This is a genomic window from Nocardia sp. 852002-20019_SCH5090214 (assembly GCF_001665865.1).
In the GTDB taxonomy this organism is placed as follows: domain Bacteria; phylum Actinomycetota; class Actinomycetes; order Mycobacteriales; family Mycobacteriaceae; genus Nocardia; species Nocardia nova.
The window spans coordinates 1-17,737 of sequence record NZ_LZMK01000030.1 but is presented as its reverse complement, the minus strand read 5'-3'; the positions used below and the strand labels follow the sequence as shown (position 1 = coordinate 17,737).

At 68.5% G+C, this 17,737-nt stretch carries 14 protein-coding genes and 1 pseudogene; 8 read left to right on the top strand and 7 right to left on the bottom strand.

The window, feature by feature from the left end; all coding sequences use genetic code 11:
• Positions 1 to 134 precede the first annotated feature (134 nt).
• Positions 135 to 944 (bottom strand): hypothetical protein, encoded by an 810-nt coding sequence (locus tag A5780_RS03990; protein WP_156769352.1) that lies wholly within the window; start codon positions 942 to 944, stop codon positions 135 to 137.
• 743 nt (positions 945 to 1,687) lie between these two features.
• On the opposite strand from A5780_RS03990, the gene A5780_RS03980 reads away from it, so the two are divergent.
• Positions 1,688 to 2,302 (top strand): hypothetical protein, encoded by a 615-nt coding sequence (locus A5780_RS03980; RefSeq protein WP_064906159.1) that lies wholly within the window; start codon positions 1,688 to 1,690, stop codon positions 2,300 to 2,302.
• A gap of 204 nt (positions 2,303 to 2,506) precedes the next feature.
• On the top strand, positions 2,507 to 3,550 hold the full coding sequence (locus A5780_RS03975) for a fused (3R)-hydroxyacyl-ACP dehydratase subunits HadA/HadB (protein WP_064907736.1): 1,044 nt from the start codon (positions 2,507 to 2,509) through the stop codon (positions 3,548 to 3,550).
• 15 nt (positions 3,551 to 3,565) lie between these two features.
• Here A5780_RS03975 and A5780_RS03970 read toward each other — a convergent pair whose 3' ends face one another.
• The 3 genes from A5780_RS03970 to fbaA form a co-directional block, all read right to left on the bottom strand.
• Positions 3,566 to 5,053, bottom strand: a complete 1,488-nt coding sequence (locus tag A5780_RS03970; RefSeq protein ID WP_064907735.1) for a DUF4185 domain-containing protein — start codon at positions 5,051 to 5,053, stop codon at positions 3,566 to 3,568.
• 131 nt (positions 5,054 to 5,184) lie between these two features.
• Entirely contained in the window at positions 5,185 to 6,342 is a 1,158-nt protein-coding gene (locus A5780_RS03965) for a BTAD domain-containing putative transcriptional regulator (protein ID WP_231982841.1), read from the bottom strand.
• Positions 6,343 to 6,517: 175 nt separating this feature from the next.
• Positions 6,518 to 7,555 carry a class II fructose-bisphosphate aldolase gene (gene fbaA, locus A5780_RS03960; RefSeq protein ID WP_030516652.1) on the bottom strand — a complete coding sequence of 346 codons (1,038 nt, stop codon included), beginning with the start codon at positions 7,553 to 7,555 and terminating at the stop codon, positions 6,518 to 6,520.
• 309 nt (positions 7,556 to 7,864) lie between these two features.
• On the opposite strand from fbaA, the gene A5780_RS03955 reads away from it, so the two are divergent.
• Both A5780_RS03955 and A5780_RS03950 read left to right on the top strand, forming a co-directional pair.
• A complete protein-coding gene (locus tag A5780_RS03955) occupies positions 7,865 to 8,518 on the top strand; it encodes a DedA family protein (protein ID WP_051756587.1) in 654 nt (217 codons plus the stop codon).
• Positions 8,515 to 9,186: pseudogene (locus tag A5780_RS03950) on the top strand (DedA family protein); the annotation flags it as partial. The gene A5780_RS03955 and the pseudogene A5780_RS03950, both read left to right, overlap by 4 nt.
• A gap of 235 nt (positions 9,187 to 9,421) precedes the next feature.
• Here the strand turns inward: A5780_RS03950 and A5780_RS03945 are convergent.
• Positions 9,422 to 10,618 (bottom strand): glycoside hydrolase family 76 protein, encoded by a 1,197-nt coding sequence (locus A5780_RS03945; RefSeq protein ID WP_082976268.1) that lies wholly within the window; start codon positions 10,616 to 10,618, stop codon positions 9,422 to 9,424.
• A 100-nt stretch (positions 10,619 to 10,718) separates the two neighbouring features.
• The gene (locus tag A5780_RS03940) at positions 10,719 to 11,708 is read right to left on the bottom strand and encodes a YafY family protein (protein ID WP_063017308.1); all 990 of its coding nucleotides are present in this window, start codon (positions 11,706 to 11,708) and stop codon (positions 10,719 to 10,721) included.
• A gap of 60 nt (positions 11,709 to 11,768) precedes the next feature.
• On the opposite strand from A5780_RS03940, the gene A5780_RS03935 reads away from it, so the two are divergent.
• Complete coding sequence (locus A5780_RS03935; RefSeq protein WP_064907734.1) at positions 11,769 to 13,997, top strand: excinuclease ABC subunit UvrA; 2,229 nt, start codon at positions 11,769 to 11,771, stop codon at positions 13,995 to 13,997.
• On the opposite strand, the gene A5780_RS03930 is transcribed toward A5780_RS03935, so the two are convergent.
• Positions 13,998 to 14,702: a TrmH family RNA methyltransferase gene (locus A5780_RS03930; protein WP_064906168.1), complete on the bottom strand. Its 705-nt coding sequence runs from the start codon at positions 14,700 to 14,702 to the stop codon at positions 13,998 to 14,000.
• Between the two features lie 107 nt (positions 14,703 to 14,809).
• On the opposite strand from A5780_RS03930, the gene A5780_RS03925 reads away from it, so the two are divergent.
• From A5780_RS03925 to A5780_RS03915, 3 genes are all read left to right on the top strand, one after another.
• Positions 14,810 to 16,213, top strand: a complete 1,404-nt coding sequence (locus tag A5780_RS03925) for a sensor domain-containing protein (RefSeq protein ID WP_231982840.1) — start codon at positions 14,810 to 14,812, stop codon at positions 16,211 to 16,213.
• Positions 16,210 to 16,887, top strand: a complete 678-nt coding sequence (locus A5780_RS03920) for a response regulator transcription factor (protein WP_174555025.1) — start codon at positions 16,210 to 16,212, stop codon at positions 16,885 to 16,887. Before A5780_RS03925 ends, A5780_RS03920 begins: the two co-directional genes overlap by 4 nt.
• A 118-nt stretch (positions 16,888 to 17,005) precedes the next feature.
• On the top strand, positions 17,006 to 17,566 hold the full coding sequence (locus A5780_RS03915) for a Uma2 family endonuclease (RefSeq protein WP_063017314.1): 561 nt from the start codon (positions 17,006 to 17,008) through the stop codon (positions 17,564 to 17,566).
• Positions 17,567 to 17,737 lie beyond the last annotated feature (171 nt).

The window sequence follows — 17,737 nt, the reverse complement described above, 5'->3', positions numbered from 1 at the left end:
GGCGACCGCCCGCGTCAGGCTGCATCCGGTGCGGGTCCGGACGGACCGGCGAAGCCCGGCGCCCAGGGCGGGACAACCGCCGGTCGCGAACCGGACACCGGCGCCCCGGACCGCACCCAGCGCATCTCCCGGGATCAACTTCCCGGCGCCGCCCCCACCGCACCCATGCCGTCACCGTCGGCGCAAACCCAGGTCATTCGCACACCGGGGGCAAAAGGCGCTGCGGGACAGGCGAGTTCCGCCGCGGGTGACAAGTCCGGCCCGAACGCTTCCGGTACGAAGTCCGGCGGTCCCGGCGCTCCCGGCTCAGGCAAGTCGCCCGCCGCTGCGCCCGGCTCGACACCGAACGGCGGTGGCGCGGCGGCCGGCGGCGACAAGGCGGGCACCGCGCCGGGCGATGGGGCGGGTGAAGCGGAGACGGTCGCCATCCCCAGGCGCGACGAATCCGGCAAGAAGCCCGAGGAGACCGGCAAGGCTCCCACCTCCGAGAACTCCGGCAAGTCCGACGCCACGGCCGGCACTGCCGGAGCGGCCGCCGCGAACGGCCCGGCGAAAACGAATGGCCCGGCCGCCGCACCCGACGCCGAGCGCACCGCGAAGGGCGCCGAGGGTGCGAAAACCGCGAAGGCTGCCGACACCGGGAGTGCCGCAACCGGCCAGGGCGCCGCCGGGTCCGCACGCACCGCCGCGCCGGGCCCGAACGCGCCGAGCGCCGCCGCGAACGAGAGCGCGTCCGGCGAGAGCGACGACGATTCGAAAACCGTTGCCTTGCCCAAGGTTTCGTCCGGCAAGGGCGGCGGGAAGTCCGCGAAGTCCGGCCCGGCGCAGCAGTCCGGCGCGAACGGCGGTGGAGGCACTGCGGCGCCGGACACGAAAAACGAAGCCCCACAAGATGTTCCCGCGATATCGAATCCGTCCGACGACGCCACCACGATCCTGCCCATTCAGAAACCCGATCCGGCGGCCACCGAGAAGCTTCGCGCCACGCCGCCGGGAGCCGGGCAGAGCGGCTCGAAGCGTCCTGGGGCTCAGGGCGGGCCGGGCGGTGAGCAGGGCCAGGGCGCGCCCGGCGCTCCGGGATCGCGGGGCCCGGGCGGACCGGCGGCCGGAGGTCCGAAGGGCCGCGCTGCGCACGGGCGGCGCACCGGGACAGGCGCGGACGAGCGGTTCCGGGGGACCGGGCCAGCAGGGCCCGGCAGGCGGCGCACCGGGGCAGGCTCCGGCGGGCGGCCCCGGTGGACCAGGGCAGCAAGGTCCGGGTCGACCGGGACCGCAATCCGCTGCGAGCGGGCCGAACGCCCCGGGGCAGCAGGTTCCGGGCGGGCCGGGACAGGGCCCCGGAGCCGGTCCGAACGGACCTGCTCAGCAGGGCCCCGGTGGGCCCGGCGCGCAGGGACGTGGACAAGGTCCGCAGCGTCCCGGCGGGCAGAACCCCCAGGGCCCGGGTGCACAGGGGGCCGGGCGGCCGGGACCGCAGGGTCCAGGTGCGCAGGGCCCAGGCCAGCAGGGTCCCGGCGCGCAGGGGCCAGGTGCACAAGGCCCGGGAGCGCCCGGCCAGCAGCGTCCCGGTGGGCCGGGGCAGCTGGGAGCGGCGGCGGCACTCGGCGCACAGGGCCTGAAAGGTCCTGCGGCGCAAGGTGAACAAGGCCAGCGCCCCGGCGGCGCATCGTCACCCGCCGATACCAAGATGACAGCGCCGACACTGTCCGCGCAGCCGGCCGGCCCGGGTGGACCGAACCGGCCGGGCGCACCGGGACAACCGGGCGGACCGGGCCAGCTGGGTGCACCGCGCCCGGTGGCGCAGCCCCAGCGAGTACCGGCGCCGGAACCGGGACCGGACGCCGCGCCGGGACAGCCCGCGCGCAGTAAGCGCTGGCTGCTGCTCGCCGGCGGCGCGGTCGTGGTGGTGATCGTCGCGATCGTGGCGGTGGTCGCACTCGTCACCGGCGGATCCGACAATTCGCCGGAGGCACAGGTCAAGGGCGCGGTCAACAGCTACACCAACGCACTGGCGTCCGGAAACCTGAGTCAGCTGCAATCCGCGACGTGCGGCAAACTGCACGACTTCTATCAGAACATCGCGCCCGATCAGTACGCCGGCGTGCACAAGCTGGCGGTGGATCAGAAGAAGATCCCGAAGGTCGCGGGCGTGGACGGCGTCCAGATCACCGGGGACAAGGCCGTCGCTCAGGTCGACATCTACACCGATGCCGATCCGAGCCGCTCGACCGCCCGCACCTTCGATCTGCAGCAGACCGACGGCGGCTGGAAGGTGTGCGATCCCGCCGGTGCCGCGCAGTAGACGCGCCGGAGTCGATGACGTGCGTCACCTTGGTGTCACATCGCGCCGCTTCCCGGCGATGCACGTCACAGACACCTGGTGAGCGGTCCGGTCCGCCGATAGCATGGCTCGGATTGTCACCCGCCGACCCTCCGCCGATCTGTTCCGGGGCGGTCGACCGGTGCTGTCGTTTACGCAGTAAGAATCGAGCAGGGAGCAAGGGACATGCCGGAGCTGGCACCCGACGCGCCGGCATCCACGGCACTGGCCGGTCGGCATTACCGGATTCGGGACCGCTACGAGGTGGGCAGGGAGAAGGTCCGCGAATTCGCGCGGGCCGTGCAGAACCATCATCCCGCCCACCACTTCGAGGCCGACGCCGCCAAGCTCGGCTGGGATGCCGTCGTGGCGCCGCCGACCTTCGCCTCGGTGCTCGGCATGGCGACCACCCAGGCCCTGCTCGACAGCGTGCTCAGCGAATACGACCTGTCGCAGATCCTGCAGACCGACCAGGTCTTCCACATTCACCGCCCGATCCTGGCCGGCGACGCCCTGCGCAGCGAGGCGGAGATCGAATCGATCCGCCACCTGCGCGGAAACGATTTCATCACCGTGAAGGCCACCATCCTCGATGCCGAGGACACCGTCGTTCAGGTGGGACTCACCACCATCGTGGCGCGCCTGGGCGCCGAGGTCGACGCCGATATCGTGCGGCTGGTCGAAGGTGTGGTCATGCATCGCCGGGAGGTCGGCGCGACCACCCCGGAGGCGCTGATCCCGATCGCCGCCGAGGAGGCCACCCCCGAACCCGGGCTCGCCGAATCGCGCAGGGACGTCACCGTCGAGACTCAGCCGAATTTCGACGATATCGCGGTGGGCGACCAACTGCCCCCCGCCACGATGCGGCTCACCCGCGGCGATCTGGTCAACTACGCCGGTGTGGCGGGTGATTCCAACCCGATCCACTTCAGCGACCGCGCGGCCGAACTGGCCGGCCTGCCCACCGTGGTCGCGCACGGCATGCTCACCATGGGCCTGGGTGCGCAGTATCTGACCTCGTGGCTCGGAGATCCGGGCGCGATCGAAAGCTACAGTGTCCGCTTCTCCGGATACGTTCCGGTGGAACGTCATTCGCCGGCGCAGATCGACTTCTCCGCCAAGATCAAGTCGCTGGATCCGGAGCGCCGGGTCGCGACGATTCTGCTGAGCGCCACCTCGGCGGGGAAGAAGCTGTTCGGCCGCGCGCTGGCCGAGGTCCAACTGTCCTGACCGCCGGCTCGAACGTCAGTCCAGCCGGGCGTGCATCAGGTAGACGTTGTAGTCGCTCCAGGTGCTGACGGTGAAGTACAGATCCGAGGACGTCGACCACGGGTGGATGAATCCGCCGTAGAGTTCGGGGTATTCGGCCGAGACGTGCAACAGCGGCGAACTCGGCGACCACAGACCCTGCGGCGTGTTCGATTCGCGCACGACGACCGCCGCCTTCGCGGTGTCGAGATAACTCATCTGCCAGACACCGCGTGCGCTGTCGTAGCGCACCGACAGTTCGCCGGCCGGTCCGTCGACGATCGGTGTGGCGGAAGCGGCTCCGCCGACCGGAGTCCAGGTGCCGTCGCGCCAGTACTGGTAGGCGGAGGTGTCGAGCACGTGCTCCGTGGGCACCCGGGCGAGGCCGACCGAGCCGAGCCGCGTATTCGGCGTGCCGAACAAGTAGACGTAGTCACCCTGCGGAACCATCGCCGACACCTGGAAATTCGCGAGGCCGAAGATGTTGTCCCAGTGCGCGTGCGGATCCTTGGTCCAGGTCTGCCCGTGGTCGTCGGAGTACGCGATACCGCCGTAGTTGGTGTAGAAGGTGCCCGGCAGGCTGTTCCAGGTCCGAATCGACATGTAGCTCATGAACTGCCGGATGCCGTCGGCCGAACCTCGATGCGGCAGCGCGAAACCGGAGGTCGGAATCGTGGTGATCTCGATATTGTCCTTCTTGCGACTGGCGAGCACCTCGGCGGCGTGACAACGATCGTCGGTGACCATGCGGTCGATGATCATGCCCTTGCCGAGGTCACGATTCGTGCTGAAGGCGAGCAGATTGCTGCGCCAGTCCTCGCCCATCCCGCCCGGCGGGTGGAACCCGTGCCCGACGGTATCGCCGAAGGCCGTCGCGATCTCCCCCGGCGCGCTCTCCCACATGATGCCCAGGTCGGTCCCATTGACCTGCCAGCGCTTGTCGGTGCGGTTCACCGAATTCGCGCCGGTCTCCTTGGCGACCTCGCGGACCTGACTCACCCTCGGCGCCGGCCGCGCGGCCACCGCCGGCCCCGGTTCGGTCGGCGGTGCGGCTCGCGGCGGCGGAGGCGGCCCGGGTTCGGGCGAGGGCCCGGGCGGCAGCGCGAAATAGAACGGCTTCGGCTTCAGCAGCACCTCCGGCACGCCGAGCCGGTTCAGCAGACCGGGCGCGGGCGGCGGACCGTCGGTGAGATCCGGGCACGGGCTGACGCACGGATCGACCGGCAGCTGCACGCTCGTGCGCTTCGGTATCGCGGGTGGCGGGGGTTGATCGACGGTCACCACCGGATACGGGATCGGCACCTCGAGGGTCTTCGGCACCACCGGCTCGTGCACGGGGACGGGGTCGGTGGCACACGGCCCCGTGCCGGGAACCGTTGCCGCCGAACCTGTCCCGGGTTCGGCGACGGCAGATCCGGGCAGCCCGACCAGCAGTCCGGCACTCAGCAACACCACTGCGGCCGAAGCCGGCACGCGCACACGCATCAGCAACCCCTCGGACCGATCGATTTCCCCTACCCGCGACCTCATCCCGCGGACGGCACCCGCGCCGACCCTACCCGGGAAACGCCCTGGAACGGCGGTTATCGCGCAACCGCGGGTGTGTTCGGCGCGACCTACTCGGTATCCGCCTCGAAACTCAGCACCGTCGAACCGATCCGGATGAGTTCCCCGCCGAACAGCATGGTGCCGCTGTCGACGACCTCGTCGTCGACGTAGATGCCGTTTGCCGAGGCCAGATCCTTGATCAGCATCCCGGCCCGGCTGGGCAGGACGTGCGCGTGATAGCGGCTGACCTTCGGATCGTCGAGGATCAGATCGTTGTCGGTCATGCGGCCGATCTTCAAGCCGCCCTTGGCAATCGGAAAAACCCGGCCGTCCGCCAGCCGCAGCCGTCCGGCGTGGGCGCTGCGCGGGGTGTCGGTGACGGTTTCGGTCATCGCCTTGGCCATTCGCTCGACCTGGGCGATGGCCATCGTATTGAGCGGTTCCTGCCGCAGGACGCGCTTCTCCAGTTCGGCCAGCGCCGGCCCGGGATCGATCCCGAGTTCGTCGGCGAGAACAGCCCGGACCCGGCGGCAGGCCTCCAGCGCGTCGGCCTGGCGGCCGGACAGATACAGCGCGGTGATGAGCTGCACCCACAGCGGTTCCCGCATCGGATGCTCGTTCGTCATCGCCACCAGTTCGCCGACCACCGAAGAGGCGCGGCCGCAGGCGATTTCGGCATCGATGCGGGCGGAGGCGACGAGCAGGCGTTCCTCGTCCATCGCGGTGGCGAAGGTGTCGGCGAAGCGGGTGCCGGACAGATCGTCGAGCGCTCTACCGCTCCACTGTTCCAGTGCAGCACCGTACAGCCGCGACGCGCTCTCGTGGTCGCCCGCCGCGCCGGCCTCGATCGCGGCCTTGTGGGTGGCCTCGAAGCGGCCCAGATCGCATTCGTCGTCGGTGATGTCGAGCCGGTAGCCGGAGGATTCGGTGCACAGCACCGTTGCCGGGTCGACTCCCGAATTACGCAGCGCCTTACGAATATTGGAGACGAATACCTGCAGACTCGCCTGATAGGAATCCGGCGGCTCCTCGTTCCAGACGATATCGGCCAGCGCCTGTGACGAGACGGCACGCCGCCGGTTCACCGCCAGCGCGGCCAGCAGCGCTCGCGGCTTGGGTCCGCCCACGGGTACGGCCGTTCCGCCGACCGAGAGTTGCACGGGCCCGAGCACGCGGACGTCGAGCCCGGTGGGCGGAATGGATTGGGGGCCGGTCGGATTGCTCACCGGTCCAGCGCCTCGTGTCGTCCGGATTCTCGGCACAGTGTCCATCTGCTCACGGAGAAGATCATCTCGTGCCCTTCCGGCTGGGACAACCCGCCGTCACGGTGGCGGCCGCGAACGCCGAGGGTGCGCCGCCCATCGGACGACGCACCCTCGATCCGTTCCGCTGCGGGAACTACTACTTCGCGCTGACCGACTTGCCGGCCGACCGCAGGTCGTTGCAGGCCTCGATGACCCGCTCGGCCATCGAGGTCTCGGCCTTCTTGAGGTAGCTGCGCGGGTCGTAGGTCTTCTTGTTGCCGACCTCGCCGTCGATCTTCAGCACACCGTCGTAGTTGGTGAACATGTGCGCCGCGATCGGACGGGTGAAGGCGTACTGGGTGTCGGTGTCGACGTTCATCTTCACCACGCCGTACTTCAGCGAGTCGTCGATCTCCGACTTCAGCGAGCCCGAGCCGCCGTGGAAGACGAAGTCGAACGGCTTCGCGCCGTCGCCCAGGCCGAGCTTGGCCGCGGCCACGCGCTGGCCCTCGGCCAGCACCTCGGGCTTGAGCACCACGTTGCCCGGCTTGTAGACGCCGTGCACGTTGCCGAAGGTGGCGGCGAGCAGATACTTGCCGTTCTCACCGGCGCCCAGGGCGTCGATGGTCTTGGCGAAGTCCTCGGACGAGGTGTAGAGCTTCTCGTTGATCTCGGCCTCGACACCGTCCTCTTCACCGCCGACGACACCGATCTCGACCTCGAGAATGATGTTCGCCGCGGCGGCCTGCTTCAGCAGTTCCTTGGCGATCTCGAGGTTCTCGTCGATCGGGATGGCCGAGCCGTCCCACATGTGGGACTGGAACAGCGGGTTCTGCCCGGCCTTGACCCGCTCCTGCGAGATGGCCAGCAGCGGACGGACGAAGCCGTCCAGCTTGTCCTTGGGGCAGTGGTCGGTGTGCAGCGCGATCGTCACGTCGTACTTGGCTGCCACCACATGAGCGAACTCCGCCAGCGCGACCGCACCGGTGACCATGTCCTTCACACCCTGGCCGGAACCGAATTCGGCGCCGCCGGTGGAGAACTGGATGATGCCGTCACTGCCGGCCTCGGCGAACCCGCGGATGGCCGCGTTGATGGTCTCCGAGGAGGTGCAGTTGATCGCGGGGAAGGCGAAGGAGTTCTCTTTGGCCCGACCGAGCATCTCGGCGTAGACCTCCGGAGTCGCGATGGGCACTGAGTGACCTCCGTATGTGTGCTGCGAACAACAATTCTGTCAGCCCATACCCTAAGTTCATGGCCCGTTGTCGCGAAAGGCGGCCCGGGATCGGGAGTGCTTGCGGCGGACTTGCCGGGCCGGGCGCGCACCCACGTCGACCGCCGGGAGCGGTCCGAAACTCGGTTGACCGAAATTCGCCAACGCCTGAGAGGTTCCCGTGAGGTTCGGTGAGATCGCACGGTGACCGGTACTGTGGGGCCCGTGACCACGCTGGCCATCACGAACACTCTCGCCGACGGATTCTCCGTCCACAAGCTGCTCGACCCCATGTATCTGCTGACGGATACCTGGATGTCGAATGCGGTGCTGCCGGCCATCCTGGTCATCGTCTTCATCGAGACAGGGCTGCTGTTCCCGATCCTGCCGGGCGATTCGCTGCTGTTCACCGGCGGCCTGCTCGCGGCGCTCGAACATCCGCCGGTGTCGATCTGGGTGCTCGTTCCGGCGGTGGCGGTGACCGCGATCGCGGGCGATCAGTGCGCCTACTGGATCGGCCGGGCCATCGGGCCGGCGCTGTTCCACAAGGAGGATGGGCGCTTCTTCAAACAGCGCTACATCACCGAGACGCACGCCTTCTTCGAGAAGTACGGTCCGAAGACGATCATCCTGGCGCGCTTCGTGCCGATCGTGCGGACCTTCATGCCGGTACTCGCGGGCGTGTCGAAGATGGATTACCGCAAATTCCTCACGTTCGACATCATCGGTGGCATTCTGTGGGCCGGCGGCATCACGGTCCTCGGGTACTTCCTGGGGAACGTCGGGTTCATTCGCGATCACGTCGAGGCCATCTTCCTGCTGATCGTGTTCGTCTCGATCCTGCCCGCCATCATCTCCGTGGCGAAGAAGCTGCGTAACCACGAGCCGGTGCTCGAGATCGAGGAGCCCACGATGTCCGTACCGACGAACGAACCCACGCACTGACACCATTGCCTGCTACGCCGTTACCCCTTGCACTGGGCGGATTCGATCCGCTGCAGTCCGCCGGGCCGGCACTCGTCTGGACCGTCGTCCTGGTCTTCGTCTTCCTCGAGTGCGCGGTGATCATCGGCCTGTTCCTGCCCGGCGATTCGATGCTGCTGACCGCCGGCATCATCTTCGCCTCACACGAGACCGGGCATACGCAGGTGTGGGCGCTGGTGGTGGCGACCATGCTCGCCGCTATCGCAGGTAACCAGGTGGGGTACGTGATCGGCACGCGCACCGGCCATCGCCTGATCGCCCGTAAGAACGGCAAATACGTCAACGCCGAGAATCTGGCCCGGGTATCGGATCTGCTGCACCGGCACGGGTTCGTGGCGGTTCTCATCGCCCGCTGGATTCCGTGGGTGCGCACGCTGTGCCCGCTGGTCGCCGGGGCAGCCGGGATGGACCACCGCCGCTACACCGTGGCCAGTTCGATCGGCGCGGTGATCTGGGCGCCGATTCTGCTGCTGCTCGGCTACTACACCGGCGGCTATCTGAACAAGGTGTCCTGGCTGATGCCGACCGTGAGCGGCTCGCTGGTCGTGGTGCTGATCATCGGCACGATCATCGGCCTGCGGCAGTACCGCGCGGAGATGTCGCGTCCGGCCGAGGACTTCGATGTCGAACTCGAATCCGACGGCCAGACCTTCGACGGCCAGAACTTCGACGCCCAGGGCTTCGACCGGGCGGCTTTCGATTCGGACGCCCTCGACACGCTGCCTCTCGAGATCCGGACCGCCGACTATCCGGACACCGTGCCGCTGCGCACCGTCCGCCCCGAGCGCGCGGCCACCGCGGCGCCCGCGCGCATCGTGTGGACCGATCCCCGGCACTGATCTGCCCTGGGGCCGCCGGCGCCCGCTAGAGTCCGGCGGCCGTCACCACGTGTGCGGCCTCCATCAACATCCAGCCCGACAACTGCACCGACAGATCTCGTTCCGGTGTCCGCGACGAGGTGACCGAACCACCCGGGGTAGGCCGTGCGGCCCCGGCGGTGCCGCCCGGCAGCCGAGCCGGTTCGTTCCAGTCGTGGCCGAACAGCGGATCGCCCTCGACCTCGAGCCGATGGTCCCAGGCGGCGCGGGCCGAGGCTTTCACGATCGCGGCGGCCGAGCGACGGGCCGAGCGGTGCGCAACCTCGTCTCCGGGCAGCATGACCGCCACCAACGCGAGATAGCGGGCCAGGATCCCGTTGAACAGACCACCGTCCCCGCCGCCCCCGCCGGTGACGACATTCCGTTCCGTCATCCGGTCCTCGACCGCGCGGAGCAATCGCTGCACGCGCTCGAGGTGACGAACGTCTCCGGTTCGGACCGCCAGTTCGGTTTCCAGCCCGAGGACCACGCCCTGGCAGTAGCTGAACGTCGGCCGTTCGATCCGGCCCGAGGGTAGGTGGATGCCGTCGAGGATCAGTCCCGTTTCCGGATCGCGCAGGGTGGCGTCGATCCAGTCGGCGATCTGCGCGGCGCGCTCGTGATGCCCCAGGCGCGCGAGTGCGATGGCGACCGGACCGTTGGCGGGAGCGTTGAAGTAGTCGGAGCCCTTACGCCACGGCACCGCGCCGATCTCCGGCTGCCATCCCGCCATGAGCTGCTGCTCGAGCGCGATCAGCCCGCCGCGCACCTCGGTGATGCCCCGGGTGCGTTCGGCGCGCTCCAAAGCGAGTGCGAGCCAAGCCATATCGTCGTAGTAGTTGTTGGTCCAGCCGGTGATGTTGCGCAGCCGGTGGGCATGCGCGATGGCGGCGATACGTCCGGTGCGGGCCGGGGTGGCCTCCCGGTCGGCGGCATCGATCGCGCAGTCGACGAGATGAGCCTGCCACCAGTAGTTCCAGCTGATGAACAATCGTTCCGCGGTGGTCGCGGGCCAGCCCACCACGCCCAGCTCGGCCCCCGGCAGCAGCCACAGCCGCCGCAGATGCCGGGACACGATGGCCGATTCGGCCGCATCGGCTCGCTGTGCCCAGATATCGGCGCCCGGCTCGGCAGCGGAATCGACTCGTGCGCGCCCCCGCCGCAGATGCGGACGCGGTTGCACGTCGTCGCTCCGCGAATTCATGGGTACATCGTGCCAGTCCGAGCCCCGATTTCGCGCCCGATTTGTTACGCGATCGACTCGTGTCCGCGACGTGCCGAGTCGGCCCGGTACGCGCGGCGTGTCAGCCCGGTTCCACGGCGACGGACGCGCGTTCCATACGTGCTGCGAGAGCGCGACAGCGGTCGCGGAACATGGGCGGCTCCTCGATCACGAAATCGGCGTCGAGGAAGGCGAGATTGAGCACCAGCCATTCGAACGAATCCACCCATGTGGTGATCCGGCAGCGCTGCGGTCCGCGCGACTCGATATCGCAGTCCTGGAATTTCAGGATGTCGGCGACCGCCGTGGCCGCAGCCTCCACGGTGACGACCGCGCGATGCCGCCCGGCGGTGAGTTCGCGCCGGAGGTAGCCCGCGGCCGTCTCGGCCGGTAGCGGGCGCGGCTCGAAAAAGGTTCCGGTAGCGGCGATATCGGCGATCCGATCCAGGCGGAAGGTGCGCCAATCGCCACGATCGCGGTCCCAGGCGAGCAGATACCAGCGCAGATGCTGATACACCTGCCGATACGGTTCGACCCGGCGCCGGGCGAGCCCGCCGGTGCGGGTGCGGTAGTCGAAGACGAGGTGTTCGTGTCCGGCCGCGGCCCTGGCCACCAGCGCCAGCACCGCCGCGTCGACCGCGGGCGCCACGACCGCCGCCGTCTCCACCGTCGCCCGCACCGCGTTCGCCCGGCCCCGCAACCGCTTCGGCAGCAACTGGTCGATCTTGCCGAAGGCGCGCAGGGCAGCGGCGCCGATATCCGACGAGCCCTGGCGCTCCCCCTGGCTGTGCGGTTCCGACGTCGCCGCGAGCATGCCGAGGGCGACGACGGTGGCGATCGCCTCGTCGTCGTCGAAGACCAGCGGCGGGAGGATGCGGCCGGCAGTGAGTTGGTAGAAGCCGCCCGGGCCGGGCTGGGTGGCGACCGGATAGCCGTATTCGCGCAGCCGCTCGACATCGCGGCGCACGGTGCGCGGGCTGGTCTCCAGGCGGGCGGCCAGTTCGGCGCCGGTGTAGCGGCGGCCGGTCTGCAGATAAGCGAGCAGATCGAGCAGGCGGCGAGTGGCGCTCATGACTCCATCCTCCGGCAATTGCGGTCAGAAGCCGGCCACATCTGTCCCTAGCGTCGAGATATGACTTCGATCCGCATTCGCGCAGCGCGTACCAACAACCTGAAAAGTGTGGATATCGATGTGCCGCGGGGCCGGCTGGTGGTGTTCGCCGGGGTGTCCGGTTCGGGCAAATCGTCGCTGGTTTTCGACACCATCGCGGCCGAGGCGGGATATCAGGTCAACGAGACCTACCCGCCGTTCGTGCGCAATCGGCTGCCGCGGTGGACGCGTCCGGAGGTGGACCTGATCGACGGCCTCTCGCCGGTGGTGGTGATCGATCAGAAGCGGCTCGGCGGCAACGCCCGTTCGACGGTCGGCACCATCACCGATGCGTACACCTATCTGCGGCTGTTGTTCTCGCGTATCGGGCAACCGTACGTCGGGGAATCCAATCACTTCTCGTTCAACGATCCGGCCGGAATGTGCCCGGCCTGTTCCGGTCTCGGCGAAACGCTGGTTCCCGATCTGGAGCAGGTGCTCGACCCGGATCTCTCGCTGGAGCAGGGCGCGATCCGATTGCCGGGCTACGCCGCCGGTCAGTACTGGTACCGCCGCTACGCCGAACTCGGAGCCTTCGATGCGACCGTGCCGCTGCGGGAATGGTCGCCCGCCGAACGCGACGCACTGCTGCACGGCGGGCCCGCCGCCGCGGCCCTGCGGCCGAGTCCGCCGAAGGATTACGAAGGCGTGATCGAGCTGTTCGAGCGGGTGTATCTGCACACCTCCGACAACCTGTCCGAACGCAAACAGGCTGTGCTGCAGCGGTTCACCCACTCGGGACCGTGTCCGGAATGCGACGGGCAACGGTTGAATCCGGCGGCCCGCTCGGCGCGGGTACTCGACCACACCATCGTCGAGATGAGCCGGATGGAGATCGGCGAACTCGCCGAGCTGATCACCGAGGTGCGCGACCCCGAAATGGTTTCGGTGGTGTCCGCGCTGCACGAGCGGCTCCGCGCCCTCGCGCACATCGGCCTCGGTTACCTGTCGCTGTCACGTCCGACGACGACACTGTCCGGCGGAGAATCGCAGCGCATCAAGACCGTTCGCCATCTCGGCAGCAGTCTGACCGAAATGCTCTACGTCTTCGACGAACCCACCGTCGGATTGCATCCGCACGATGTGCGGCCGATGACCGAACTGCTGAAATCGTTGCGGGACAAGGGCAACAGCGTTCTGGTGGTCGAACACGATCCGGATGTGATGCGGGTGGCCGACCATATCGTCGAGGTCGGTCCGGGGGCCGGGGCCGAGGGCGGGCGGATCGTGTTCACGGGCGACTTCGAGCGGTTGGCGACCGTGGACACACCTACCGGGCAGGCGTTGCGGATCCGGCGGACCGGCCGCACCCCGCGGGTGCCGACCGGAAAACTGCGGATCGACAACGCGACTCGCAACAATCTGCGCGACATCTCGGTCGACATCGCGACCGGTGTGCTGACCGTGCTCACCGGCGTCGCGGGTTCGGGTAAATCCAGTCTGGCCGCGGAACTGGTGCAGCGGCATCCGGCCACCGTGGTCGATCAGCGTCCGGTCGGCACCAACCGGCGGTCGACGCCGCTCACCTACGCCGGGATCGCCGGCGCGGTGCGCACCATGTTCGCGAAGCGCAACGGGGTGAGTGCCGCCCTGTTCAGCGCGAATTCCGAGGGAGCCTGCCCGGTGTGCGAGGGCGCCGGTGTGATCTACACCGACCTGGCGTTCATGGACGGTCAGGAAACGGTGTGCTCGGCGTGCGGCGGACGCCGGTTCACCGATCGGGTGCTCGGTTACACCGTCGACGGCCTGACCATCGCCGATATCGACGATCTGACCATCGCCGAGGCGATGCGGCGACTGCCCGCGGTCGCGCGGGGTCTGCGGCATCTCGACGAGGTCGGACTCGGATATCTGCGGCTCGGACAGTCGCTGACCACGCTGTCCGGCGGGGAATGTCAGCGGCTGAAGATCGCCAGGGAACTCGCGCGCGGCGACCGGCACACCCTCTATGTCCTCGACGAGCCGACAACGGGGCTGCACCTGCGCGATATCGATACGCTGATCCAGCTGTTCGACCATCTGATCGACCGGGGCAATACCGTGGTCGTCATCGAACACAATCTCGACGTCGTCCGCGCGGCCGACCGGATTATCGACCTCGGGCCGGGCCCCGGCCGGCACGGCGGCCGGATCATCTTCCAGGGCACTCCGGAAGAACTGCTGCGCTGCCGCGAATCCGCGACGGCCGCGGCACTGCGTGATTCCCGATGATCACCAAGAACGTTCGAGGTCCGCGTGCTGAGTTATCCACGCGTGCATGGCGATTCCGGCGGCGACACCCGCGTTGACACTGCGGGTCGAGCCGAACTGCGCGATCGATACCGTCATGACCGCGGCCCGTTTGGCGGCCTCGGTGACGCCCGGACCCTCCTGACCGAACAGAAGCAGACAATCACGCGGCAGCGCAGCGGTTTCCAGCGGCACCGAACCCGGCACGTTGTCGACGGCCACCACGGTGAGATTCTCGCGCTCGGCGAACTCCAGCAGTTCGGCGATATCGCTGTGGTGCACGATGTGCTGATACCGGTCGGTCACCATGGCGCCGCGCCGATTCCAGCGCCGTCGTCCGACGATATGGACCGCCGCCGCGGCGAAGGCATTCGCGGTGCGAACCACCGTGCCGATATTGGCGTCGTGCCCGAAATTCTCGATCGCGATGTGGAACGGATGGCGACGGCTATCGATATCGGCGACGATCGCCGCGCGCGACCAGTACCGGTAGGCGTCGACCACGTTGCGCCGGTCGCCGTGCGCGAGCAGTTCCGGGTCCAGACGCGGATCGTCCGGCGGTTCGGTGCCGAATTCGTCGCGCCACGGGCCCACGCCGTGCGGATGCTCGCCCCATTCGGTCGGGCCCGGCACATCGCCGTCCGATGGGTCGGGCAGCGGCTGGAGCGGGTGATTCACGCCGGTCATCGTAGCCGCGCCCGGTACCGTCGGATCCGATGGTGGTGCTGTCCACACCGTCGATTCGCCGGTCTGCTCCCTCGCTGCGCGGATCGGCTCCGACCAGCATGGAAGCTATGACCGAAACACTCGCCGAACCGACGCTCGTACTCGACCGTCCGGACTCGCGCCCGACCGCCGGGTCGGTGCTGCGGGCGATCCTGCGCGCCCCGTTCCAGGCACGCACCTGGAAAGAGCTGGCCTACCTGGTCGTCGCCGCGATTCTGGGCTGTCTGGTGCTGGCCTATCTGTTCGTCGGCTACGGCGTCGGGCTCTACAGTTCGATCCTGATCATCGGCGCTCCGCTGCTGGCCGGGGTGCTGCTGGGCGGCCGGATCTGGGGACGGGTCTACCGGGCCGTGGGTGCCGCGCTACTGTCTGCCGATCTGCCGGCGCCGCCGAATTTCGCCGCCCGGCCGGGACTGGTGGGCTGGTTCCGCAGCGTCTTCACCGATCGCACCGCATGGCGGGCACTGGCCTTCCTGGTCGCCGAGGCGGTCCTCGGGGTGTTCGTCGGATACGTGGTGCTGACCGTGATCGCGGTGACCGTCTTCACCGCGATCTCCCCCGTCCCGTGGGCGGTTTTCCACCCCGTCAACGTGGATCCGCAAGGGCGCGAACATCATTCGATGGCGCAATTCGGTGACTACTACATCGACACCTGGCCGCGCGTACTCGGTCTGGCGGCACTGGGCGTCATCGGCTGCTTCCTGCTGCCGTGGCTCGTGCGCGCGGTGTGCTGGGCGCATCGCGGGCTGATGCTGGTGCTGCTGACACCCACCGCGGGCGATCGGCGGATGGTCGAACTGCAGGAGAGCCGGCGCGTCGCGGTCGAGGATTCCGCGGCGACGCTGCGGCGGCTGGAACGCGATCTGCACGACGGCACCCAGGCACGGCTGGTGAGTATCGCGATGACGCTGGGGCGTGCCGAGGAGCGACTCGCCGCGGGCGCCGACCCGGCCGCGCTGATCGCCGATGCCCGGGCGAGCTCGAAGGACGCCATCGCCGAGCTGCGGGAACTGGTGCGCGGCATCCATCCCCCCGCACTCGAACTGGGACTGGAACCGGCGCTGGAGACGCTGACCGCGCGCTGTGCGATACCGGTCGAACTGCGCGTTCACCTGCCGCAGCGGCCCAGTCCGGCGATCGAGGCGATCGCGTATTTCTCGGTCGCGGAACTGCTCACCAACGTGGTGAAGCATTCGGGGGCGACCGCGGCGTGGGTGTCGGTCGCGCCGGCGGGCGCCGCGACGATGATGGTGAGCGTGCGCGACAACGGTCACGGTGGGGTGCGACAGCCCGGTCCGATGGGTGGTGAATCCGAGGCCGGGGCCGATGCGCCGACCGAGCGGCTGGTCGGCGGTGGTCTGGCCGGTCTCGCCGCACGGGCGCGCTCCGTCGACGGCAACCTGACCGTCGACAGCCCGATCGGAGGGCCCACCAACATCACCGTCACCCTGCCGATCGCGGGCCCGCAATGAGTACGGCCGAGGCCGGCCGCACCGCCGACGCCCTGCGGATCGTGATCGCCGAGGACAGCGCGATCCTGCGGGACGGTCTGGCCGGCCTGCTCACCGACCGCGGTCACGAGATCGTGGCCATGGTCGGCGACGGGATCCGGCTGAGCGAGATCGTGGCCGAAACCCGTCCCGACGTCGCCGTGGTCGACGTGCGGATGCCGCCCTCGTTCACCGACGAAGGTCTGCTCGCCGCCATCGAACTGCGCCGGAAATTTCCCGCCACCGGAGTGCTCGTATTCTCCCAATGGGTCGAAACCCGTTATGCCACCGAACTTCTCGCCGGCGGTGCGGGCGGTGTCGGCTACCTGCTCAAGGACCGGGTAGCAGACGTCCGCGAATTCGTCGACGCCCTGCAGCGCGTCGCCACCGGCGGTACGGCTCTCGACCCCGAGGTGGTGAGCCAGCTGTTCGGCGCTGCCCGGCAACAGGATTCGCTCGCCCGCCTCACCCCGCGCGAACGCGAAGTCCTGGAGCTGATGGCCCAGGGCCTCACCAACGCCTCCATCGCCACCACCCTCACCGTGACCGAACGCGCGGTGGAAAAACACATCGGCAACATCTTCCTGAAGTTGGATCTGCCCCCGTCGGACACCCACCACCGCCGGGTCATGGCCGTGCTGCGCCTGCGGGGATAGCGCGCGCCCGCGCGGATAGCGCGTCGACAGCGGCTCGCCGCTGGACTGCCTGGGGTTGTCGGTCACCTGTGGAACACTGAGTGGACCAGGGCATACGAGAGGAGGTGAGCACGTGGTTATGCATTGGCCCGATCGTCTACTGACGATGGCGGACTGGGAGGCGCTGCCGGAGGACAACAGCCGTAGCTACGAGCTCGTGGAGGGGGTACTCATCGTGTCACCGAGGCCGGTGTCGAAGCACCAACGAGCGATGTGGCGCCTTGCGGCCCAACTGGAGCCACAACTGCCGCCGACGCTCGGTGTCCTGACCGAGACCGAGGTTGTCATCGACCCGGTAGCTCCCCCGACTGTCCGAGTTCCCGATCTCATCGTCGTCCCCGACGCTGGAATCGAGACCAACCCGCGTTGGAATGCGGACGAGGTCTTGCTGGCGGTAGAGATTCTCTCCCCCGGGTCGCGGCGCACCGACCGGGTCGCCAAGTTCGCCGAATACGCCGAGGCCGGAATCGAGCACTATTGGCTCGTCGACCTCGACGCCCCGACAACATTGACCGGATATCGGTTGGTCGGCGACTACTACGAATTGATTGCCGACAATCAATCGACGGTTCGGATCGACTTGTCCGGCACTCCCGTCACAATCGATCTGACCGCGCTGACCGGATCACGGTCCGAATAGCCGGTCCCCGGCGGCGAAGGGCCTGGCTGCGGCTGGCGAAGTCGGGCGATCGGCGGGGACCACCGTCTCGGCCGGTTGGCCGAAACGTGTCTGTCCGTTATGTGCTATCCTCCTCTCGTATGCCCTGGTCCACTCAGTGTTCCACAGGTGACCGACAACCCCAGGCAGTCC